Origin of the sequence: Ancrocorticia populi (assembly GCF_003123745.1) — a bacterium.
Taxonomy (GTDB): Bacteria; Actinomycetota; Actinomycetes; order Actinomycetales; family Actinomycetaceae; genus Ancrocorticia; species Ancrocorticia populi.
This window is the reverse complement of sequence record NZ_QETB01000007.1, coordinates 1-23,542: the sequence shown is the minus strand read 5'-3', so window position 1 is coordinate 23,542 and position 23,542 is coordinate 1. Positions and strand designations below refer to the sequence as shown.

The following is a 23,542-nucleotide window of genomic DNA, read 5'->3' as shown; positions in this document are numbered from 1 at the left end:
TTCCTTCCTATTTTGCTTCTACGTTGGACAGTTCTTCGATTGAGGCGCCACGGCTCTCCACACCCAGGAAGAGAATCACAACCGCCGTCAGGGCTGCTGTGGCACCTAGGAGGACGAACACTGCTGGAACACCCGACGAGGTCAGCAGTGCTGAGACTGCAAACGGCGAGAGGATTCCACTGATGCGCCCTACCGAGTTGACGAGGCCAGCGCCACGGAGCTTTGCCGCAGTTGGCCAGATTTCAGGGGCATAGACCGCACTGGCGAAGCACACGTACATATACACGAAGATGATGAGGAAGAATCCCATGATCGACAGTGCAACGATGGACGTCTGCTGTGAGTAAATAACACCGAGAACCGCGATGATCACAAGCAATCCGATGCCGAAAACCTTGCGGGGGAAGCGATCAATGATGAACATTGCGATGAAGATACCGATCGGCGCACCGAACATGCTCATCGTATTGAGAACCACGGACTGCTCGAGGTCAATTCCCTGAGCCATCAGCATTGTTGGGAGCCAGTTGATCAGCGTGTACTGAACGACATTCATAGCGATCAGGACCATCGACCCCAAAATCACACGCTTCAGTAGATCGCCCTTAAACAGGGAGCTGTACGGAATCTTGGTGGGGGTCTCATCCACCAGATCAGTCGGAACCTCGGGCTGCTCCAGCTGGATGCCCTTCTGGTTTTCTACCTTCGTCTCGATTTCATCCAGAATCACATTGGCCTCGTCGTAACGCCCCTTGGTTTCTAGCCAGCGTGGGGATTCCGGGAAGAACTTCCAGACGAAGATCAGCACAATCAGGGAATTGACAGCTGGAATAATGAACTGGATTCTCCAGTTCATATCCGGCGCCACCACGCCCACTAGGAACGATGCGATCAATGAGCAGATCGGGTAGGACCAGTTTCCAATAAAGGATGCCCTAGAAGACCAGGTTCCACGGTCACGCGAAGGTACGTACTCTGTCCAGGACGCGAACAAGATCGTGAGCAAGCCACCCAGTGCAACGCCCATGAAGAAGCGAACGACAATCAGGAATGTCATGTTCGGCGAGAACGCCGCGATCACCATCGTCACAACATGGAAAATGACGAACATGATGTAACCATTGCGGCGGCCAAGCCGATCTCCGATGACGCCTCCCACCAACGCTCCTAGGAACATTCCGGCAGTGGTCAAAGAGGAGAAGACCGCAGTGGAGTCATTATCCGCCCAGCCGATATCTTTCAGAATCGCCAGCACCAGACCACCGATCGCGTTGCTCCAGCACACGAGCAATCCAAAGGCAACCATTGCATAGACCGACCAGTGGAAGTTGCTTGTAGGCAACCTATCTAGGCGTGGCCCGGCATTCGGCCACTTCGTATTGTTCTTCGCCATTTGTTCTCTCTCAGTTCATCCTCGAACGGACGATGTCATTCAAACATCTCACAACCTGTGTATAACGTTATATGACGTTATGACTTACACAATAGCAAGATCCTTCAGAAACTCAACAGGGCCGAAAGTCCCACACTTCCCCTAATAGGTGAAAACGCCTCCACGGGATGCTTGGCTCAGGCAAATGGAGAACAATGATGTTCGCAGGCTCACGCCGGGGTGAACACGTCCCGGCGTTGGGCTAAGAGAAGCAACGGGAGAATGATGTCTGAAGGCAATGAACTATCGGTCTCTGGCCGGCCCGACGCCGCACAGGTGTATGAGCGGCTCTCGAAGATTCGCCGCCTGCTAATGACGCGGGAGTTCGGGCTTCAGGAGATCCTGACGAAGATCGATATTCTCAGGTCCGAGTTCCAATACAGCCACGATTACAACCCGATAGAGCACGTGAGCTCTCGGGTCAAGTCGCTGGATTCGATCATCTCGAAGACTCACCGTAAGGGCATCCCGTTCACGGCGGACGATATTGGCGCAAACCTCCTGGACATCGCGGGTATCCGCCTCACATGCAGTTTCGTCTCGGACACCTACACGATGCGCGATCTGCTGCTGTCCCAGAATGACCTCACCCTCATCCGCGAGCGCGATTACATCAAGGATCCAAAACCGAACGGCTACCAGAGCCTGCACCTCATCATCGAGGTCCCGGTGTTCTTGGCCGAGGGGCCCGAACGAGTGCCGGTGGAGATCCAGCTGCGCACGGTCGCCATGGATTTCTGGGCGTCCCTCGAGCACAAGATCCACTACAAGGATGATTCGGATGTGCCGCGCCATCTCACGGACGCGCTCAAGCTAGCGGCCGATATGTCCAGCTCTCTGGACGTATCGATGGAGCGGATCCACAACGAGATTCTTGACCTGCATGCGAAGGAAGAAGCCTCCCGGACAGGTTCGGTCGGAGAGCAGGAAGATGATAGCGCCACGACAACCGGCACACGCCGCGTGCATCACCCGGCTGCCCAGCGGCAGGCGATGAGCGACGATTCGCAGGAGCTCTTTCAGGCCGTCCTCGAATCATTCGGCTTTGAACGGCAAGGAGACTAGGACGCAGGCAGGCGCCACCTAACACCGTTCGGAAAACCTGCATTTCCGCCGTAAACTGAAGGCATCACCGGCACCACCAGAAGGCCACCATGTCTGACGATTACACCGCGCCCGCTCCGAAGGACCCAAGCGTCCCTGAGGACCCACCCGTCCCTGAGGACACCCCAACTCCGATAGTCCCGCCCGCCCCAAAGGACGCTAGCTCTGCCCCGCTGATCCTCGCGGTCTTGGCTGCCGCGCTCTCGGGCGCGCTGGTTGCCTTCCAAGGCAACTTCAATGGCGCCTTCAACGCCCACGGCGGCGGCCCGCTGCTGGCCGGCTGGGTCTCATATGTCGGTACATTCATCACGGTCATCATCATTATGATGGTCCAACGCAACGTAGGCACGTTCCTCGAGATCCTGCGCACGCGCTCGAAGCCGTGGTGGTACTACGTGGGCTTCGGCGGCGTGCCGATCGTGGTGGCAACATCCTGGGGAATCCCGATCGTTGGTGTTGCGATCGCCTCGGTGTGCTCGGTGGCGGGCCAGACGATCATCAGCCTCGTCTTCGATCAGCGCGGCGTGGGCATCCCCGCCCCCATCGCCTTCTCGGGCCGGCGCGTCTTAGCAACTCTTGTGGCGCTGGCGGGCCTAGCCCTCGCGATCAGCGCGAGCTCGGGCACCTCCACAACGCTCTGGGCCACGATCGCCACCGGACTGATCATCGCGATCGCGGGCGCGGGCCTATCCGCCCAGAACGTCGGCAACGGCGCGGTGGTGGCCCGAACCGGCTATCCACTGCTCCCCTGCCTCACCAGCGTGATCGGCGGAACGGCCCTCATGTCCGTGATCCTCGTGATCGCCGCCGCAACGGGCAATCTCAGCCTCACGTTCCCACCGCTCTCCTCATGGTGGATGTATCTAGGCGGGCCGGTGGGCGCGGCGATCGTCCTGTGCTCGGCGTGGGCGATCCGCCGCCTCGGCGCCTTCCGCCTCACGCTAGCGGTTGTAGCCGGTCAAATGGTCACGGCCGTTTTAGTTGACCTTGCAGCCGGCACACCCGTCCCGCCAACAACCATCGCCGCGGCAATCACCATGGTTCTGGCCACTACATTGGTGGTTGTCAGTGCAACCCCAACTGCTAGAGGGGCTGTGGGGCGCTAAGTTCGTCGTCGTCGTTCTCTAAGACAACCTTCCCACGCACGCGACGCCACTGGAAGAACAGGATCACGAACCAAATCGGGGTTACTGCCAACGCAACGGCGGTATCTGGATCTTGGGTGAGCGCCACGATGATGAAGGCAAAGAAGGCGAGGACCACCCACGGCATCACGCGCGCGCCCGGCATCGGGTAAACGGACGCGGCGTGGGCTTCGGGGTAGCGGTGCAGGTAGACGATGTAGCACGCCAGAATCAGGGTCCACACCACGAGGAACAGCACGGAGGACACGGTAGTGATGATCGTGAACGCCTGCATTACGGAGGCGCTCGCGGTTAGCACTAGCGAGCAGATGATGAGGCCCACGGTGAGTACTAGCGCGCGCCAAGGAACGCCGTGACGGGAGATTCCGGCGAACACGGACGGCGCCATGTTCTTGCGCGCGAGGCCATACATCATGCGCGAGGTGGAGTAGATCCCCGAGTTCGCGGACGACGAGGCCGATGTCAGAACCACGAAGTTCATGACGGCCGCGGCGGCCACGAGCCCGATTAGGTTGAACACGCCCACGAACGGGGAATGCTCGGGATCCACTTGGTCCCACGGGGTGATGGACATGATCGCCGCGAGCGCCACAACGTAAAACAGGAGCACGCGCACGGGGATGGAGTTGATTGCGCGCGGCAGCGTGACTTTCGGATCCTTGGTTTCCGCGGCCGTGGTGCCCACGAGTTCGATACCCACGAACGCGAAAATTGCGAGTTGGAATCCGCCGACAAAGCCGGTAAAGCCCGTGGGGAACAAGCCTCCGTGGTTCCACAGGTGGGAGACTGATGCGTAGGTCCCGTCGTGTTGGAAGCCCGTGAAGATTAAAAATAGGGCGACGACGACGAGTGCTCCTATCGCCACCAACTTAATCAGGGCGAACCAAAACTCGAGCTCGCCGAAAAGGCGGACCGTCAGTAGGTTCATGAGGAGGAGCGCAAGCATCACGCCCACGGCAAGGGCCATGGCCACGTTCTTGTTGTCCACCCAGAAGTTCCAATAGTCCACGATGGCGATCAGGTCCGCCATGCCCAGGACCACCCAGCACAGCCAGTAGGTCCAGCCCACCACGAAGCCGGCCCACGGGCCGAGGATGTCTGCGGCGAAGTCCTGAAAGGATTTGTACTCGAGGTTATGGAGAAGCAACTCCCCCATCGCACGCATCACGAAGAACAACATGAAGCCCACCACGGCGTAAACGATCATGATGGAGGGCCCAGCCACGTGGATGGAACGGCCCGAACCCATGAAGAGCCCCGTTCCGATTGCTCCGCCGATGGCGATGAGTTGAATGTGACGGTTACTCAAACTCCGGCGGAGCTTGCCGTCTTCTTCTTTCTGGGCCACAACGTCTAGTTCGGCTTTGGCCGCTGCCTCTTGTTCTGCTTGCGCTTCTACTGGCACGTTATCTCCTTTTTCCGCGGATACTCTACGCCTCGGGTTAACGCGCAGGTGCCCCCGATCGTCCTAGATGGACGGCCGGGGGCACCTTGCGGGGTAGCCTTGGACTGCCCACGGGCGGCTCAAGGCTACTTAGGAATTCTTAGATTCCTGTGGAGACGCGATGGTAAACCGCGTTCCAAGCAAGAGAATCCTCGAAGTTTCGGACCGTGGTGTCCTCGTCCACCACGGCGAGCTCAACGCCGGCGATCTTGGCGAAATCGCGCCATGTATCCAGCTCGAGGGCCGTGGAGAGAACCGTGTGGTGAGCTGCTCCCGCAGCCAACCAGCAGGTTGCCGAGGTTTCGAAGTCAGGAGCCGGCTCCCACACAGCGCTGGCCACGGGGAGGTTGGGCATCGGCTCATCCGGATCGGTGACCTTCACAACGTTTGCGGTCAGGCGGAAGCGATCTCGCAGATCCGACATGGCCACCACGATGCCGTCGGACGGATCGGCGTTGAAGACGAGGCGTACGGGATCCTCGCGGTCTCCGATGGAGAGCGGGTGAATCTCAAGGCTTGGCTTCTTCTGCGTGAGGCTTGGGCAGATCTCCAGCATATGCGCACCGAGGATCTTCTTGTTCCCTTCCTCAAGGTTATAGGAGTAATCCTCCATGAGGCTGGCGCCGCCGGGCAGGCCGTAGCCCATCACCTTGGCCACACGGATCAGTACGCCGGTCTTCCAGTCGCCTTCGGCGCCGAACCCGTAGCCGTCGGCCATGAGGCGCTGGACCGCAAGGCCAGGGAGCTGCTTGAGAGCGCCCAGATCCTCGAACGTATCCGTCAGGGCCGTGGCATCGTTTTCCTCGAGGAAGCCGCGGATGGCCGCCTCTTCCCGCGCTGCGTAGCGGAGAGAATCGTGGCGCTTTCCGCCAGGAAGCAGGGCCGGATCGCAATCGTAAAGATCGGCGTATTCGGCAACAAGTGCGTCTACCGTTTCCTCGGGGACGGCCTCTACTGCTTCAGCTAGCTCGTTCACGCTCCACGTGTTCACGGCTACGCCGAACTTGATCGCGGCCTCGGTCTTATCGCCCTCGGTCACGGCTACGTTGCGCATGTTATCGCCAAAACGCACCATCTTCATATGCTGGATCTCGTTCCAGCCCGCTGCCGCCCGGGTCCACACGCCTACGCGGTGCAACACCTTGGGATCGGTCACGTGGCCCACCACGCTCACGCGCGGAACGCCCATGCGAGTGAGGATGTAGCCGAACTCGCGGTCACCGTGGGCGGCCTGGTTCAGGTTCATGAAGTCCATGTCAATCGTGGACCATGGCAGCTTGAGATCAATCTGTGTGTGCAGGTGCAGCAGCGGAACCTGCAGGGCATCTAGGCCGCGGATCCACATACGGGCGGGCGAGAAGGTGTGCATCCACGCGATCACACCAATAACGTTCTCCGCATTGTTCGCCTCGCGGATGGTCTCGAGAATGCTGTCCGAATCGGTGAGCACCGGCTTCCAGACGATCGAGGCGGGAATGTCTTCTGCCTCATCCAGCCCCTTAGCGATGGACTGGGACTGGACCTTAACCTGATCCAGCGTCTCTTGGCCGTAGAGGCCCTGACTTCCGGTGAGGAACCATACTTCCTTGCCCTCGAACGGATTCTTCATCATAATGTTTAGCTCCTTCGTTGGAATCTAACTATCTCGGTTTACTGAGGTTGGTCTTAGGGGGCGATCACTGAGGACGCCGTGTCCTGAATGGGTAGCGCTGCGGTGAAACGCTCCAAGAAGTCCTTGAATCCCGCGACGCCCTCAGCGTTCGGCAGGGCCGTGGTCACAGAGACCTGTGCGAAGATCTTGTTATCAAGGAAGTCCGGGAGGGATTCGCCCGGTTCGGCATCGAGGTAGGCGGCCAGCAAGGCGATACCCCATGCGCCGCCTTCACCCGCGGAATCGGACACTCGGATCGGGGTTTCTAGCGCATCAGCAAGAACCTGCTGGGCAACGCCCTCAGTCTTGAAGATGCCACCGTGGCCGTTCATGAAATCAATGGCCACGCCTTCTCCCTCAAGGATCTTCGAGCCGCTAGCCAGAGCTGCGAACACCGAGTAAAGCTGGGCGCGTACCAAGTTCGGCAGGGTCAGGCGCGCCTCGGGTGCGCGTGCCACGACTGGGCGGCCATCAGCCGCTCCCACAACGGGTTCTCCAGAAACGAAGCCATAAGCTAGAACGCCGCCAGCGTCTGGGGATGCTTTGAATGCCTGACCTAGAATCGTCTTGTAGGCCTCATCCTTGGAAGATAGTGTCACGCCGAAGGCCTCGGCCACCTCGGCAAGCATGTCTACCCAAACGCCCAGCTCACTGGCGCCATTATTGCAGTGAACCATGGCTACCGGATCACCGGAGGGCGTTGTGACTAGGTCAATTTCGGTGTGCAGGTGGGACAGAGGGTGCTCTAGGACAGCCATCGAGAATATGCTGGTTCCGGCGGATACGTTGCCGGTGCGCTGGCGCACAGCATTCGTGGCCACCATGCCGGTGCCTGCATCGCCTTCGGGCGGACACAGCGGAACGCCCGGCTTGAGCGTACCAGTGGGATCGAGCAGGCGGGCGCCGGCCTCTGTGAGGTGGCCAGCGTTTTCTCCGGCTTTAAGGACGCGGGGAAGAAGGGTCTTGAGCGGAGCAATCTGAGTCTTCTTCGCGAAGAGCTCATCGGCCTTGGCGAGGCGGTCCGCATCGTAATCCACTGTGGCTGAATCGATGGGGAACATGCCGGAGGCATCGCCCACTCCGAGTACCTTTTCGCCCGTGAGCTGGAAGTGAACCCAGCCGGCCAGTGTGGTGAAGCTTCCTAGGGAAGCGATGTAATCCTCGCCGTCCAAGATCCCCTGATACAGGTGGGAGGTTGACCAGCGCAGGGGCATGTTCTGCTGGAGGAGCTCTGTCAGCTCGGCAGCGGCCTCTCCCGTGTAGGTGTCGCGCCAAGTACGGAAGGGCACCAGCAACTCATCTTGCTTATCGAGTGCGATAAGCCCGTGCATCATGGCGGAAACGCCGATGCCTGCAAAACCTGTGGGGCGGCTGCCGTATTCCAACTCAACGTGGTTGGCCAGATCGTTGTAGCTGCCGGCTAGGCCCGCTCGCACGTCATCGAGAGAGTAGGACCAGTGGCCGTCTACGAGCTTGTTCTCCCAGTCGTAGATGCCGATGGCCAGAACCTGTCCATCCGCCGCTGTTAAGCACGCCTTGATCCGGGTAGAACCGAATTCAATTCCCAGATAGGAGCTCTGGATAATGTTGCTTTGGTCATTGGTTCGCATTGAGAACCCCTTCGTTTTCATCCGTCGTATTCAGCGTCTTTGTCCGAATCCCCACGCTTGCGGGCTGGTTGTTAGCGCTCACATTTGCGGTTGACACCATGATGCACCATCAGAGGGTCCGACACAAGGGGGCAATCAAAAATCATTAATGATCTGCGGGTCACATGACGAGTCATTCGGCGTCAGCGCCGCAAGACCCGCAGCACCATCGCCCCGACCCCAAGATTTGACGAAATCTCTGGTCAGCTAGGGATAGTGAGCGCGCCTTTCACCGTGAAAGTGCCAGCTCTACCATGAGCGCGCACCCCACATCGTGAGAGCACCCCCACTCCCCTGAGAGTGACATATCTACGGGGTACCTTCACGGTTTATTGCGAACTCTCACCAATTCAACTCGTGAGGAGGCCGCGGAGAGTGCGCGGCAAGCTCACAATCCAGAGATTCAACGCAAAATCTAGGTGTGCGGCCCAGCGATTTCTCGAGACTTGACGCAATCTTTGGATAAAGCACAATAGACTGGTCGTGTTGATGCCGGTTTTCACGCCGAGGGTTCCGGCACACAGGTACAACACGTACAAATTCGCATTCGTGCGCTTTACCCTCGCATTAGCCGACTAAAGGGGGGCGATGGTGGTTACTCACAGCGCGAGGCCAAGCATGGCCGAAGTAGCAAAGGTGGCAGGCGTATCCCACCAGACAGTCTCCCGCGTAATCAATGGGTTTCCTGGAGTGCGCCCAGATACTCGCGAGCGTATCGAGGCTGCAATCAAGGAGACGGGTTATCGCCGTAACTCTGCGGCCCGCACCCTCGTGACGCGGCGATCGGGTCTGATTGGCGTTATCGCCGTCGGATCCTTCCTCTACGGCCCAACGAGCACCCTCGCCGCCATCGATGAAGCCGCGCGCAAACACGACTACACCATCATGCTCTCCAATATCCGCGAAGGGAGCGAGACCGAGTTTCGCAACGCCGTGGAGTCCTGTTTGGACCGCGCGGTCGAAGCCGTCTTAATTATCGCCACACGCGAGGTGCTGGTCGAATACCTCCATGCCATGCAGATTGATGTCCCAACTATCGTGGTTGGCCCGTCCCAGGACTCAGTACCCGGGGGGCTGAACACCATGTGCGTCGATCAGGAGCAGGGGGCACACATGGCCGTTCAACACCTCATTGACTTGGGTCACCGTGACATCACGCTAGTCACCGGTCCACACAATTGGATCGAAGCCCAAGAGAGATGCGAAGGCGCCAAGCGCACCTGCGCGGAAGCTGGCATTAAACCAACGATCTACGAGGGTGATTGGAGCGCGGCGTTCGGATATCAGCTGGGAAAGAAGCTCACAGATCCCGAAGGCTCACTCCCTGAGGCGATCTTCGCCGCTAATGACCATATGGCGCTCGGCCTCATTGCTGCCTTCCACGAGAATGGCATCAAACTCCCTGAAGATGTCTCTATCGTGGGTTTCGATGATGTTCCCGAAGCGTCCTTTTACACCCCCTCGCTCACTACTATCCATCAGGACTTCACCACTCTTGGCCGCAGAGTTCTAGAGGCTGCACTGGCACTCCTAGATGACGAACGTCCGGACATGACGCCAGTAGCGGCCACACTGAACGTCCGCGCTTCAACGGCTCGCGCCTAGCGTCCGCCCTCTCCTGCAACCAAATTCAAGCAGATCAGTTTGCGACGCCCGACCGAATCAGCCTGCAACAAGCTTCCGGATCATCGGTGAATCGCATCCAAACCACCTGTGTCACACACCCGAACCAGTCAGCACGCCCAAATCATTCAGCGACGCACAACCAAAGCGACCAGTGACTCGCAACCCAAACTATCTGTGACGCCCGCCACCAATGTTAGCGTTGACATTCCCGGAGCACGAGTTCTAGAGTCGTCTGTAACAAATAATGTTAGCGCTAACAGCTTGGTCGCAAAATTGTACTTGTGACTGCTCGCCAGCGAATGACAGGCCACTACGAGGTGGCAAACGGACATCCACTCGCAGAGGAGTGCAATATGGGGACAGACAAGAAGATCTCCAGCAATTTCATCTATTTCTTTGGCTCATTCGGCGGAATTCTCTTTGGTTATGACATCGGCGTAATGACCGGTGCGCTGCCGTTCCTCCAGAGCGACTGGGGAATCAAGGGCGAACCCGCGGTAATCGGGTTCATCACCTCGGGAGTAATGCTCGGCGCGATCTTCGGCGGTGCCATTGCTGGCCAGCTATCGGACAAGTTCGGACGCCGGAAGATGATTCTGGCAGCTGCAGTAGTGTTCGCGGTCGGTTCGCTGCTGTGTGCAGCGGTCCCACCCAACGGATCGGCCTTCCTCATCGCTGCGCGCATTTTCCTCGGCTTGGCAGTTGGAGCCGCCTCGGCCCTCGTGCCCGCATACATGGCAGAGCTTTCACCAGCAAAACTTCGCGGACGCCTCTCAGGCCTGAACCAGACGATGATCGTCTCGGGCATGCTCATTTCCTACATCGTTGATTACCTCTTGAAGGACCTGCCGGAACACTGGGCATGGCGCGTTATGCTCGGTGCCGCCGCTGTTCCTGCACTGATCCTCTTCATCGGCGTTCTCAGACTCCCAGAATCTCCCCGCTACCTCGTCCGTCACGGTTTTGAAGATGAGGCCGTGCGAGTACTCACCATCATTCGTAAGCCTGACCAGATTGAAGCCGAGCTGGCAGATATCAAGGCCACCAACGCCATCGAGGAATCTGCATCCGAGCAAACGTCTTGGTCCAGCTTGCTCGACGGAAAGTACCGCTACCTTGTGATCGCAGGTGTGGGCGTCGCAGCCTTCCAGCAGTTCCAGGGCGCCAACGCAATCTTCTACTACATCCCTCTGATCGTTTCGGATGCAACTGGTGCCGAAGCCGGCAGCGCGCTCATGTGGCCCATCATTCAAGGCATCATCCTCGTGCTCGGTTCGCTCCTGTTCCTCGTGATTGCTGATCGCTACAACCGCCGCACTCTCCTAACCATCGGCGGAACGATCATGGGCCTGTCCTTCATCTTCCCGGCCATCCTCAACAGCGTGATGAGCGATGCAAACCCCATGATGGTTGTGGTGTTCCTCAGCATCTACGTTGCCCTCTACTCCTTCACATGGGCCCCACTGACCTGGGTGATTGTTGGAGAGATGTTCCCGCTGGCAATCCGAGGTCGCGCTTCAGGACTGGCCTCCTCCTTCAACTGGCTCGGCTCCTTCGTGGTTGCACTACTCTTCCCGATCATGACGGCATCGATGCAGCAAGAGCACGTATTCGCGATCTTCGGCGTGATCTGCCTGCTGGGCGTCGCATTCATCCGGCTCCGTGTTCCTGAAACCAAGGGCCGCAGCCTCGAGGAGATTCAGGCGAATGCTACTCCAGGGCGTAAGAAGGGACTTCCAAGCGAGACCGCAGACGCGGCAAGCAACCTGTGACCGTGCAATAATACCTCCCCCGCGGCTAAGCTGCTTCGTATGTTGGAAGCCACGTACGCCGTATACCGAGCCACGGGAGAGAGCAAGATCGTCAGCGATCTAACCGAGGCGCTGCGGATCTGGAACCGGGAACCACAAGATTCAAGGCTCTTGTGGGCGGATATCCCGGCCACCGGGTCTGCAGCGTCACTGCTTTCTCAGCTGGCAGAGGCGTTTGGATTGCATCGCCTTGCAGTAGAGGACGCTGAGGAAGGCCATCAGCGCACCAAATTCGAGCGGTACGGCGATTCGAACTTCATGGTTCTGCGCCCGGCCTCCTCGTTACATGACGGCTCAGTCACCCTGTCCGAACTGGAGATCTTCTCGGGTTCGGGCTATCTGATCACAGTCCGCCACGTAGACCCTCCCGAAGAAGGCGTTGCCCATGGCTGGCACTCAGATCACCTATCCGATTCCATGCGCAGCGAGTTCGCCGATTCGCTCACGAGGTTCCGGGCACAGGACTTTGGCTCATTGAGTGCCACCTACGCGCTCCTACATCAAGTACTCGACTGTGTGGTCGATTCCTATGGTCCCATTCTGGACGTATTAGAGGATGCCGCGGACGATCAGGAAGACCGCATCTTCTCCGGAGCTCCGATCTCCTCGCAGGAAATCTACACACTGTCTCGTAGCGTGCTCGAACTGGACAAGGCGATCAAATCGCTGCCTACGGCCATGCAGGGACTCACCGAGTACTCACACCGGGCAAACTTCTCCGACGATATGCTCCAAAACCTGCGCGACGTAACCGATCACGTCCAAATTCACGTTGATCGCCTGGAACGCCTACGCTCCATCATCCACGAAATATTCTCCGCGAACTCCACGTTGATTGCTGAACGCCAGGGTGATCAGACCAAGAAGATCTCCGCATGGGCCGGAATCCTGTTCATCCCCAGCCTCATCGCCGGGCTATATGGCATGAACTTTACCCATATGCCCGAGCTCCACTGGATGTTGGGCTACCCGTTCGCAATTCTTCTTATGCTGTTAGGCAGCGCAATCATGTACGCGATCTTTAAGTACAAGGACTGGGTTTAGCACCGAAACGCTGAGTCTAGCCTCGCTTGAAGAAGCCGATCAGCCGGGCCCAGAAGCCCTTCTTGCGCGGAGCCGGCGATTCCTCTTCTAACCCGAGGGAGGAGATACCCGAGCATTCCGTTTGCTGCTGGTGTTCATGCTGCGGCCCTGGCGCTGCGGCGTCATGAGCCACGTCCCCGAGCGCCGAACCCGGCACCGCGCCCGGGATCGCCTGATCACGAGCAACAGCATCGGGCTGCACCTGCTGGCCCGCGCCCAGCTCATCAGGGAACGGCAGCGGCGCTTCCACGGTCCCATCATCCTTCAGGCGGGATCCGTCCACCAGTGGGATATCCTCCTCATCGTCCTCGGGTTCGCCCACCACGAGTAGATCGATGTGCAGGGCTAAGGTGTTGCCCTCGCTGTCCTTGGCGGCGAGCACCGGATAGAAGCCGTCTCCCCAGCCCGAATGGCTAAGCACAACATTCTCTCCCTCAACGGCCAGCGGCATAACGATGTTGGCAACCCCAGAACGGATGTGATCGGGCGAGTCCATGAGAGCAAACCATGAATCATCGCGCTCCGAATCAAACACCACCTCATACCACGGGGCATCCTCAGTCTCCTCGGGCATGCAGTCAGCAACGGCCTCGTGATCGCAGAACGCCACGGTTCCGGCATCTACCCCGACGCCCCAGTACTTACCGGTTTCGGGTTCTCCGCGCACAGAGGCGGCGGCCCCAACAGAAGCTAGGATTCCTTCGCGCAGGACCACCGAGAGGTAGGCCTCTCGCTCGTGGGAGCCGTCCTGTTCCAAGCTGATATCCGCGAGCGTCACATAGGCCTCGTAGTCACCGGGTTCAACCTCGAACACGGTCCCATCACCAAGGGTTACGAACGGGTCACTGGCCTCCAGCAAACCGGAAGGCACGCGTACTTTCCCGAGCGGGACCACGGTGAGGTGGGCGGGCATGCCATCAATCTGCGTGGCCTCGCCATCCCGCATCGCGTAGAAACTCTCTAGCTCCATGCCGCGAGCATACATTTACGCGGCCCACCGGGCCACCAAACGCGCCCGAATACAAGAAAAGAGCCGGATCTCTCCGGCTCTTTTCTTGATTCTCAGTCAGCTCAGCGGGCTGCGGAACCCTCGGTGTAATCGGTATCGAGGTTCTCAGTGTTCCACGCGAACATCTTGCGGATCTCCTGACCAACCTTCTCGATTGGTGCGGCTGCGTGCTCATCGCGCAGGCGATGGAACTCGGGGCCGCCCTCATTCTGGTCTTCGATGAAGCGCTTGGCGAAGGCTCCGGACTGGATATCGTCCAGAACGCCCTTCATGTTGTCCTTCACGTTCGGTGTGATGACGCGAGGGCCAGAGACGTAATCGCCGTATTCGGCGGTGTCGGAGATGGACCAGCGCTGCTTGGTGAGGCCACCTTCGTTGATCAGATCAACGATCAGCTTCATCTCGTGCAGCACCTCGAAATAGGCCATCTCGGGCTGGTAGCCAGCCTCGGTCAGGGTCTCAAAGCCGTATTCGATCAGCTGGGTCACGCCACCGCATAGGACGGCCTGCTCGCCGAACAGATCGGTCTCAGTTTCCTCGCGGAAAGACGTCTTGATCGCACCTGCACGCGCACCACCGATGGCGGCCGCATAGGAAAGCGCCAGATCTAAGGCCTGACCGGAAGCGTCCTGCTCAACGCACACGAGCACGGGAACGCCACGGCCCTCTTCGTAGGTGCGGCGCACGGTGTGGCCGGGGCCCTTCGGGGCAACCATACAGATGTCATGGCCAGCGGCAGGCTTGATGTAGCCGAAGTGAATGTTGAAGCCGTGGGCGAAGAAGATCGCTGCGTCTTCCTTAATGTTCGGCTCAATATCCTCGGTCCAGATGGTCCGCTGGTACTGATCCGGGGCCAGAATCATGACAACGTCTGCACCCTTGACGGAATCCGGAACGCTGGCAACCTTGATGCCTGCCTCCTCGGCCTTCGCGATGGACTTGGAGCCGGGGCGCAGTCCAACAACAACGTCAACGCCCGAATCGCGAAGGTTCAGCGCGTGAGCGTGGCCCTGCGAGCCGTAACCGATGATCGCAACCTTCTTCGACTGGATGATCGAGAGGTTCGCATCTTCATCATGGTAAATTTCTGCCACTGTTCTTCTCCTTATACGGAATGGCTAACACTTCTAGTTTAGGTTGTTTGATTTGTGTGAGCGCACGTGTTCACTATGCGCACGGTGGGCGGAAGGATTCGTCGTCGCCTGCAAAAACTACGCGCGGCGCAACTGCATCTCTGCGGAAACTCGCTCAGAAAGGGATCTGTTTCCACGGCCAATGGCCACCGATCCGGACTGGACAAGCTCCTTAATGCCGTAGGGCTCTAGGGCGGTGAGGAAGGCCTTAACCTTGTTATCCCCACCGGTGGCCTCGATTGTGACCGCGTCCGGAACCATATCCACAACGTGGGCGCGGAAAAGATCCACAACCTGAAGCACGTTCGCACGGGTTTCGTCTGTGGCCGCAACCTTGACCAGCAGAAGCTGGCGGTGAACGGCAGAATCATCCTCCAACTCAACGATCTTAATGATGTTGACCAGCTTGTTGAGCTGCTTGGTTACCTGTTCCAGCGGGAGCTCGGCCGCGTCCACCACAACGGTGATGCGGGAGAGATCCGGATCCTCAGTCTCCCCCACAGCGAGGGAATGGATGTTGAAGGAACGGCGGGCGAAAAGCCCGGAAACGCGAGTCAAAACGCCCGGCTTGTTCTCCACAAGAACGGACAGTGTGTGGCGGGTACTCATAGCTAGTTCTCCTCTCCCGCCTAGTTCATCTCAGAATCGAATTCGGGCTGAAGGCCCTTTGCGTAGAGGATTTCGTCATTGGACACCCCTGCTGGCACCATCGGCCACACCTCGGAATTGGGCGAGGTCACGAAATCGACAACCACAGGGCGATCGTTGATGCTCATCGCCTTCTCAATTGCAGCGTCCACATCCTCGGCCCTCTCCACGCGGAACGCCGCACAATCGTAGGCTTCCCCGAGCTTGACGAAATCAGGCACGTGCGCCGTGCCGTCGCCGGTCTCCAAATCGGTGTTGGAGTAACGCTGGCCGTAGAACAGGGTCTGCCACTGGCGCACCATGCCCAGCGAGGAGTTGTTGATGATGGCCACCTTGACGTTGATGCCGTTCAGGCGGCACGTGGCCAGTTCCTGATTGGTCATCTGGAAGGAGCCGTCCCCATCAATTAGCCACACGGTCTTCTCGGGCATGCCAGCCTTCGCCCCCATGGTGGCGGGAACGCCGAATCCCATGGTGCCAGCCCCACCGGAACTGATCCACTGGTTCGGATGCTCGAACTTGAGGAAGTGGGAGGCCCACATCTGGTGCTGGCCCACACCCGTGACCCAGATAGAATCCTCGGATCCCACGATCTCGCCAAGGCGGGAGATCACGTACTGGGGGCTCATGAGGCCATCGTCCGGTTCGGTCCAGCCCAGCGGGTAGGTGTCACGCAGCCGGTTCAGCTGCCTCCACCAGGCAGTCAGATCGGCCTCGCCATACTGTTCGTGGGCAGCACCAAGCTCCTCCACCAGATCGGCAGCTGTCATCTTCAAGTCCCCCACGATCGGCACATCGGCCTCGCGGTTCTTAGAGATCTCGGCCGGATCAATATCAACATGGACCACCTTGGCGTCCGGAGCAAAGGCATCGAGTTTGCCCGTCACGCGGTCGTCAAAGCGCGCACCCAACGCCACGATAAGGTCGGCTTGCTGGAGGGCGGCCACGGCAGGGACAGCGCCGTGCATGCCGGGCATCCCGAGGTTATTCGGGTGGGAATCTGGGACGGCACCGCGGGCCGTCAGTGTGGTCACCACCGGAGCGCCGGACAGATCGGTCAGCGCGCAGATCTCTTCGCTGGCATTCGCGCGAATCGCGCCACCACCCACGTACAGGACGGGGCGCTCAGCCGTGGCGATGAGGCGAGCCGCCTCACGAACTTGGCGCGCGTTGGGCTTGGAGCTGGGCCGGTAGCCGGGCAGATCTAGGATGGGCGGCCACACAAAGTCTGCTTCTTCGGTCTGCGCTGACTTCGTAATGTCCACCAGTACCGGGCCGGGACGGCCGGTTGAGGCGATGTAGAAGGCCTCGGCAATGCGCGCCGGGATTTCGTCCGCGGAGGTGATAAGGAACGAATGCTTTGTCACGGGCATCGTCGCACCCACGATATCCGCCTCTTGGAAAGCGTCCGTGCCAATGAAGCTCGCGCCCACCTGCCCGGTAATCGCCACCATCGGGATCGAATCGAGGTTCGCGTCCATCAGTGCCGTGACGAGGTTCGTGGCGCCAGGACCGGAGGTGGCGATACACACGCCAACGCGTCCAGTTGCCACCGCATATCCCTCGGCCGCATGCCCAGCGCCCTGCTCGTGACGTACCAGTACGTGGCGTAGCTTGGAGGAATCGAAAAGGGGATCGTAGGTTGGCAGGATCGCTCCGCCCGGCAGGCCGAACACAACATCTACGTCAAGTTCTTCCAGCGATCGAATGATCGAACGCGCGCCCGTGGATTTCTCCCGGATCGTGCGCTCTGCAGGAGGTTCCGCTTTGCTCGCAGAACCAGGGATGGCCACATCGGCACGCTGACGAGTCTTTGCCATGTGATCCTCCTTCGTCTTCCATAGTGTTCACGAACTCCTTCGCGAACGGGATAAAAAAAGCCCCCCGAGCTTTCGAGGGGCGCGCAGCACCAAACCAGCAGGCCGGGCGGCGCGCTAGCTAAGTACTACAAAAATCATCATGGTTCGAGAGTAGACGGGCGGGCGGGTCTCGCGCCACTTGAGACTGCTTTTGTCTCACATGGTGGATCACGTTCTCACGCAGCGGCTCATTTCGGGCTAGCAACCGGCACCTTAGTCCCGCCTTCGAAGTCCCGTGGTACCGCCTTTTGCACGCAGCTTCTAGACTAAGGGAATGAACCGAACTGAAACCCGCTGGGAACTCTTCGAAACTCCGGAAGTCGCCTCACTCGATAGCACTGCGGCCGAGCCCATCGGCCTCCTGTATCGACGCTGGAATGAGACCGAGCTTGTGACTGAGGTGATCTTCGCACACCCGGAGCCTCACCGGATCTCGAGCGTGATCACGCTGGAAGGCAAGCGTTGGACCACGTCACGTTTTGTTGAAGACGGCACCGATCCCGTGATCATTAACGCCGAGGATCTCATCGAGGAGGAAGATGCCATCCCCGCCTACATGGAGTTCTTCCTACTCCAGGACGCCGCCCAGCTCGAAGATTCTGACCACACGATCAGCTACCACGTGATTACCCCGTCCGATCCGCACGGCATTGCCGAAGACGCCTCCATGTGGCAGCCCGAGGCGGGAACTTGGGAGATAGAAACGAACGGAGATCTGGCCTCTACCCACTGGGTTGAAGAGGGCCAGATCGTCCGTTCAGATTGGCAAGGAGTAGTTTCCCGTCCCGTCTCCCCCGATGAGGCGGTACGTACGTTGAAGGGGATTATCGACGACGACGAACTCTCCTCCCTCCTCGCACACGAAACCGCGGGCGATTAACCCGTCACATAGTGGCCAAGATATAGCCCGCGATAATCTTCCCGATCATTGCCACCGGATAGACCAACGCATAACCCATCGCCACGCGAGGATCGGAGTTGGTCTGCCCATTGGCAAACGCGAGGATGGCGGGCTGTGTCTGAGCTCCAGCAATGAGGCCCGAGAGCTTCGTTCCGCCCATCTTGAACATCTTGCGCATGGTCCAGTACAGGCCCACTGCCATGACGGAGGTAATGACGAATCCCAGCACGAGGATCTTCCACCATTCCCCTGAGGTGAAGGCGGCGCTAATCTGACCGCCCGCATTCGAGCCCGCTTGAGCGAGGAACACGAGGAGCCCGAGTTCTCCAAGAACCAGATTTGCGGTATTGGGCAGCGCGGTAATGACCGGGCCGATGCGCCCAATACGGCCCATAATCAGACCAATGATGAGTACGCCAGCTGCCGCACCGATTGAGAAATCTGCGCCGCCGGGAAGCGGGATCGGCAGCTCTCCAATGAAGATGCCGAGCGCCAGCCCGAGGCCGAGGGCGATCGGATTGATCTCGGTGAGCCCCTTGGCCGAATCCCCCATCCATTTGGAGATTTTAGGCATTTCGAGGGTCGGGCCAACCACGCGGACGCGGTCACCCAGCTCCAACATGATGTTTGGGGAGGCTAAGCGATCGTCGTCGCCCCTACGAACCCGCGAAAGGCGTGCGTTCCAGCGCTTCTCCAACTCCTCGTCAACTTGCCCAACCGTCATCCCAGCAAGCTTGTGGTTTGAAATCGTGATGCGGCGGAAGTCCATCAAGCGGCGGTCCGCACGCAGGGAGTGGGACGAACGGTGGCCCACCTCGCGCTCCACACTCGGCAGGTGGGAGACCGGCCCAACCACGGTCAGGAGGTCATCCTTCTCGATGGTGTCCATCAGCGAGGGTACCCAGATCGGGCCTTCCTCACCACGGCGCAGGCGCGAAAACTCGACCGGCCCATCCAGGTGGCTTGCGATCACACGGAGTGTGGGCGTATCTGTCCGCTCCACGCGGTAGGTCACGTGAGTAACGGGCTCCGGGGCGTCCGTATCGTTCGGCGCCTGGCGCAGAGCGAACTGGGCGGCGATGAGCATACCCAGCACACCGAACAGGTACGCCACAGCGTATCCCACTGTCGCGGCTCCGATATCTCCGGAGGCCTCGCCTACAGTTGCCAGAGTTGGAGTGTTGGTCAGCGCGCCAGCGAAGGTTCCTGCGATCACCGTAGTGTCCATACCAAGAAGCTGTGTGCCCACGAGGTAGGCGGCACCGCCCGATACAACAAACAGCACCACCATCATGAGGATGGGGCCGGCTCCCTGCTTGAGTCCGGAGAAGAAGTTGGCACCCGCGTTATTGCCGATGGAGAAGGCGAAGAGGACTAGACCGAACGTACCCAGTTCCGCTGGAACGCGGATCTCGTATCCTGCCGATTCGCCCAACGCCGAAACGAAGATGGCCGTAAAGAGCACCATCGCCGCGCCGAAGCCGACTCCCTTAATCTTTAGCGCACCGAGTGCCATTCCAACACCCACCATAAGGAAGGTAAAAAGAATGGGTTCTTCGGCTAGGTAGCTTAACGCCGTTGACATCAGCCGCACTCACACTCCTGACAAAGCAACCTTGAGGGTTCACCCTGTTGGCTCGCCCGCACTGTTCAAGTATGGGCGTGCCGATCAGCCAAGGAGTGGGGCGGTAGTCCCGGTGAGTAGTCTTTAGTCCACGTGACGCACGGCACCCATAGACGCCGATGTTGCCATCGAGGCGTAGGCGCGCAGCGCTTTGGAGACCTGCCGGTCGCGGCTCACGGGCTTCCATGGAGTTGGTCCTGCTGCCTCACGGCGTGCCGCCAGCTCCTCATCGGAAACGTCGATCTTCAGGGTTCGGCTCGGGATGTCGATCACCACGTTATCGCCTTCTTCGACCAGCCCGATGGCGCCGCCCGCGGCGGCCTCTGGTGAAATGTGGCCGATCGAAAGACCGGAGGTGCCTCCGGAGAAGCGGCCGTCCGTGATAAGGCCACACACCTTGCCTAGGCCGCGCCCCTTCAAGAAGGACGTCGGATAGAGCATCTCTTGCATGCCCGGGCCGCCCCTCGGACCCTCATAGCGGATAACCACCACGTCTCCGGGTTCAACCTGCTTGGAGAGGATGAGGTTAATAGCCTCTTCCTGCGATTCGACCACCCGGGCGGGGCCCTCGAAGTGGAACAGCGATTCGTCCACACCGGCGGTCTTCACCACAGCGCCCTCGAGCGAGATGTTGCCGTAGAGGATGCATAGGCCGCCGTCCTTCGTGTAAGCGTGCTCCACGCTGCGGATACAGCCCTCTTCCGAATCCAGATCGAGGCTCTCCCACTTGGCGTCCTGAGAGAACGGCTGTGTGGTGCGCACGCCGCCGGGGGCCGCGTGGAACAGATCTTGAGCTTCCTGCGAAGGTGATTCCGAGCGGATGTCCCATGCACCCAGCCAAGATTCGACATCCGGGGCGTGGACTGCGTGTACGGTTTCGCGTAGAAGGCCAGCGCGGCGCATTTCGCCAAGAATCGCGGGGATCCCGCCGGCGCGATGGAAGTCCTCCATGTGGAAGCGCGTTGAGTTGGGCGCCACCTTGGACAGGCAGGGAACGTGGCGTGACAGCTCATCGATATCCGAAAGCCCGAAGTCCACCTCTCCTTCCTGCGCGGCAGCCAAGATGTGCAGCACCGTGTTCGTGGAGCCGCCCATCGCGATGTCCATCGACATAGCGTTGAGAAAGGCATCCCGCGTGGCGATATTGCGAGGAAGGACTGATTCGTCGTCGTCCTGATAATAACGCTTCGCCAAACCCACGATCCGGCGCCCAGCCTCTAGGAACAGACTCTTGCGCCGCGCGGCCGTGGCCAGCGTAGAGCCATTGCCGGGCAGCGATAGGCCGAGCGCCTCGGTCAGGCAGTTCATGGAGTTCGCCGTGAACATGCCAGAACACGAGCCACAAGTGGGGCAGGCGCTAGCCTCCACGAGGCCAAGCTGCTCGTCACTCACGTTATCGTCCGCCGACACGGAGATCGCATCGATGAGGTCCGTGCGGTGATCCACCACGCCTTCGACGGCCGCGCCCGATTCCATCGGGCCGCCAGAGACGAAGATCGTCGGGATATTCAGGCGCAGCGCTGCCATCAGCATGCCGGGCGTGATCTTGTCGCAATTCGAAATACAGACGAGCGCGTCAGCGGTGTGGGCGTTCACCATATACTCCACCGAATCAGCGATGATCTCGCGCGACGGGAGCGAATACAACATACCGGCGTGCCCCATGGCGATGCCGTCATCCACTGCAATCGTGTTGAACTCGCGGCCAATACCGCCCGCTTCCTCAATCGATTTGCGAACGAGCTGCCCCATGTCTTTGAGGTGTACGTGTCCCGGCACGAACTGCGTGAAGGAGTTGGCGATCGCAATGATCGGCTTTCCGAAATCTTCACTTCCCATGCCAGTTGCCCGCCAAAGAGCGCGAGCACCAGCCATGTTTCGTCCGGTTGTAGACGTTGCCGAGCGTAACTGTGGCATCTGATCCCCCTCTAAAACTGTACAGACCAGCATAACCGGGTAACGCGCGGAAGCGCCGTAACGATCACCACGTGACCGGGACCTTTGGCCCTAAGTTGGTGGGGCCTCGCACGGATGACCTCGCGGACAAGCGCCGAATGGCAAGGAACGGTGCGACATCGTGGCTCCGTCGGGCCGCTCACACATCACCCAGCTCAGCCCACTTCAATTTCCAGACAATTCCAAGTTCGTTAAGGGTGTTGCACAGAACACATTGAGGCGTAGCGTCATGACATGGCCACAACAATGATCAACCAGAAGTTCAAGACATTCGGCCAGCTAGCCGGAATGGTACTGGCCGTCGGAGCACTCAGCGGACTCAGCGCGTGTACTTCCGCGACTAACGATGATGCAGGCGGGACGGCGCCGGCTTCGGCACCAATTACCTCGGCAAGCACCGAGGCAGATACATCATCACCAGCATCGAGTTCGCCCGCTGCCACCACATCCGAGCCCACAGGCGAACCCAGCAACGGCGATACCCAAATGCCTCAATGCGCATCTTCGGACCTTCAGGCCTCTCTAGGCGAGGGCGATGGCGGCGGCGCCGGCCACATGTACCCAACCATCGTGCTCACAAACGATGGCAACGAATCTTGCGCCCTCAAGGGCTACCCAGGAGTCTCCCTCGTCACTGGTGATGACGGCACGCAGCTGGGGGCTCCCGTCGAAGAGGACTCCAGCGGACCAGATCGGATCTGGGTCACGATGGAGCCCGGCGAATCGGCCCAAGCCCAGATGGATATCGTCCAAGCAGCCAATTACGACGAGGATGAATGCAAGCCCGAGGACGCCGACGGCTTCCGCATCTATCCGCCCGGTGAAACTGAGTCCATCTTTCTCGCAGCGGACGATTTCACCGGCTGCGCTAACGAGGATGTCTCCCTCATGACAGTGCGGGCCCTCGAGCCCGTGAGCTGATTGGGCATATAAGAAAAGGGCCCCTGGTGGTGTTCCGGGGGCCCTCTGCAAGGGGGTGACGGCGGTGTCTTACTCTCCCACACCCTGGCGAGTGCAGTACCATCAGCGCTGGCAGGCTTAGCTTCCGGGTTCGGAATGGAGACCGGGCGTTTCCCTGCCGCTATGACCACCGTCAAAACGTTTGGATCCTCTACACGCATGCCACCGCTGGTAGGACCTACCAGCTGGCTGGTTTGGTGTTGAGGGATTGTATAGTGGATGCGACACACGTGCCAGCTCAGGGGCCATGCCCTGGCTTGCATGTTGTTTTAGGTTGGTTTTGGCGCATTAGTACCAGTCAGCTCCACAGATTACTCTGTGTCCACGTCTGGCCTATCAACCCCATCATCTATAGGGGGCCTACACAACGTATGTTGATGGAGAACTTATCTTGAAGCAGGCTTCCCGCTTAGATGCTTTCAGCGGTTATCCTTACCGAACGTAGCCAACCAGCCATGCTCCTGGCGGAACAACTGGCACACCAGTGGTTCGTCCGTCCCGGTCCTC

Annotated in this window: 17 protein-coding genes and 2 rRNA genes; 7 read left to right on the top strand and 12 right to left on the bottom strand. The window is 59.4% G+C overall.

Features of this window, described 5'->3' with window-relative positions; all coding sequences use genetic code 11:
• Positions 1–7 precede the first annotated feature (7 nt).
• The gene (locus tag DD236_RS11450; protein ID WP_109094533.1) at positions 8–1,393 is read right to left on the bottom strand and encodes an MFS transporter; all 1,386 of its coding nucleotides are present in this window, start codon (positions 1,391–1,393) and stop codon (positions 8–10) included.
• A 261-nt stretch (positions 1,394–1,654) separates the two neighbouring features.
• Between DD236_RS11450 and DD236_RS11445 the strand changes: the two genes are divergently transcribed.
• Both DD236_RS11445 and DD236_RS11440 read left to right on the top strand, forming a co-directional pair.
• The gene (locus DD236_RS11445; protein WP_207785808.1) at positions 1,655–2,497 is read left to right on the top strand and encodes a GTP pyrophosphokinase; all 843 of its coding nucleotides are present in this window, start codon (positions 1,655–1,657) and stop codon (positions 2,495–2,497) included.
• An 89-nt stretch (positions 2,498–2,586) separates the two neighbouring features.
• The gene (locus tag DD236_RS11440) at positions 2,587–3,642 is read left to right on the top strand and encodes a DMT family transporter (RefSeq protein WP_109094532.1); all 1,056 of its coding nucleotides are present in this window, start codon (positions 2,587–2,589) and stop codon (positions 3,640–3,642) included.
• Here the strand turns inward: DD236_RS11440 and DD236_RS11435 are convergent.
• From DD236_RS11435 to DD236_RS11425, 3 genes are all read right to left on the bottom strand, one after another.
• Positions 3,620–5,086 (bottom strand): amino acid permease, encoded by a 1,467-nt coding sequence (locus DD236_RS11435; protein ID WP_243410305.1) that lies wholly within the window; start codon positions 5,084–5,086, stop codon positions 3,620–3,622. The two genes, DD236_RS11440 and DD236_RS11435, sit on opposite strands and share 23 nt — an antisense overlap.
• A gap of 139 nt (positions 5,087–5,225) precedes the next feature.
• Complete coding sequence (gene araA, locus DD236_RS11430) at positions 5,226–6,737, bottom strand: L-arabinose isomerase (RefSeq protein ID WP_243410304.1); 1,512 nt, start codon at positions 6,735–6,737, stop codon at positions 5,226–5,228.
• Between the two features lie 53 nt (positions 6,738–6,790).
• A complete protein-coding gene (locus DD236_RS11425; protein WP_207785807.1) occupies positions 6,791–8,386 on the bottom strand; it encodes a xylulokinase in 1,596 nt (531 codons plus the stop codon).
• 657 nt (positions 8,387–9,043) lie between these two features.
• Between DD236_RS11425 and DD236_RS11420 the strand changes: the two genes are divergently transcribed.
• The 3 genes from DD236_RS11420 (at position 9,044) to DD236_RS11410 (ending at position 12,906) form a co-directional block, all read left to right on the top strand.
• Positions 9,044–10,030 (top strand): LacI family DNA-binding transcriptional regulator, encoded by a 987-nt coding sequence (locus DD236_RS11420; protein WP_165819913.1) that lies wholly within the window; start codon positions 9,044–9,046, stop codon positions 10,028–10,030.
• Between the two features lie 374 nt (positions 10,031–10,404).
• Entirely contained in the window at positions 10,405–11,823 is a 1,419-nt protein-coding gene (locus tag DD236_RS11415; protein ID WP_109094529.1) for a sugar porter family MFS transporter, read from the top strand.
• Positions 11,824–11,862: 39 nt separating this feature from the next.
• Positions 11,863–12,906 carry a magnesium and cobalt transport protein CorA gene (locus DD236_RS11410; RefSeq protein ID WP_109094528.1) on the top strand — a complete coding sequence of 348 codons (1,044 nt, stop codon included), beginning with the start codon at positions 11,863–11,865 and terminating at the stop codon, positions 12,904–12,906.
• 16 nt (positions 12,907–12,922) lie between these two features.
• Here DD236_RS11410 and DD236_RS11405 read toward each other — a convergent pair whose 3' ends face one another.
• The 4 genes from DD236_RS11405 to DD236_RS11390 form a co-directional block, all read right to left on the bottom strand.
• A complete protein-coding gene (locus tag DD236_RS11405) occupies positions 12,923–13,915 on the bottom strand; it encodes a DUF4241 domain-containing protein (RefSeq protein WP_165819912.1) in 993 nt (330 codons plus the stop codon).
• 101 nt (positions 13,916–14,016) lie between these two features.
• Positions 14,017–15,048, bottom strand: coding sequence for a ketol-acid reductoisomerase (ilvC, locus tag DD236_RS11400; protein WP_109094526.1), 1,032 nt, complete (start codon positions 15,046–15,048; stop codon positions 14,017–14,019).
• Positions 15,049–15,165: 117 nt separating this feature from the next.
• On the bottom strand, positions 15,166–15,696 hold the full coding sequence (gene ilvN, locus DD236_RS11395; RefSeq protein WP_109094525.1) for an acetolactate synthase small subunit: 531 nt from the start codon (positions 15,694–15,696) through the stop codon (positions 15,166–15,168).
• A gap of 20 nt (positions 15,697–15,716) precedes the next feature.
• Complete coding sequence (locus tag DD236_RS11390; protein ID WP_109094524.1) at positions 15,717–17,555, bottom strand: acetolactate synthase large subunit; 1,839 nt, start codon at positions 17,553–17,555, stop codon at positions 15,717–15,719.
• 313 nt (positions 17,556–17,868) lie between these two features.
• On the opposite strand from DD236_RS11390, the gene DD236_RS11385 reads away from it, so the two are divergent.
• A complete protein-coding gene (locus DD236_RS11385; RefSeq protein WP_109094523.1) occupies positions 17,869–18,474 on the top strand; it encodes a hypothetical protein in 606 nt (201 codons plus the stop codon).
• 4 nt (positions 18,475–18,478) lie between these two features.
• Here DD236_RS11385 and DD236_RS11380 read toward each other — a convergent pair whose 3' ends face one another.
• Positions 18,479–20,080, bottom strand: a complete 1,602-nt coding sequence (locus tag DD236_RS11380) for an aspartate:alanine exchanger family transporter (protein ID WP_109094567.1) — start codon at positions 20,078–20,080, stop codon at positions 18,479–18,481.
• Between the two features lie 123 nt (positions 20,081–20,203).
• On the bottom strand, positions 20,204–22,036 hold the full coding sequence (gene ilvD, locus DD236_RS11375) for a dihydroxy-acid dehydratase (RefSeq protein WP_109094522.1): 1,833 nt from the start codon (positions 22,034–22,036) through the stop codon (positions 20,204–20,206).
• 273 nt (positions 22,037–22,309) lie between these two features.
• On the opposite strand from ilvD, the gene DD236_RS11370 reads away from it, so the two are divergent.
• Entirely contained in the window at positions 22,310–22,996 is a 687-nt protein-coding gene (locus tag DD236_RS11370; protein ID WP_109094521.1) for a DUF4232 domain-containing protein, read from the top strand.
• A gap of 56 nt (positions 22,997–23,052) precedes the next feature.
• Here the strand turns inward: DD236_RS11370 and rrf are convergent.
• Positions 23,053–23,170: ribosomal RNA gene (gene rrf / locus DD236_RS11365) — 5S ribosomal RNA — on the bottom strand.
• A gap of 133 nt (positions 23,171–23,303) precedes the next feature.
• A 23S ribosomal RNA gene (locus DD236_RS11360) occupies positions 23,304–23,542 on the bottom strand; the annotation flags it as partial.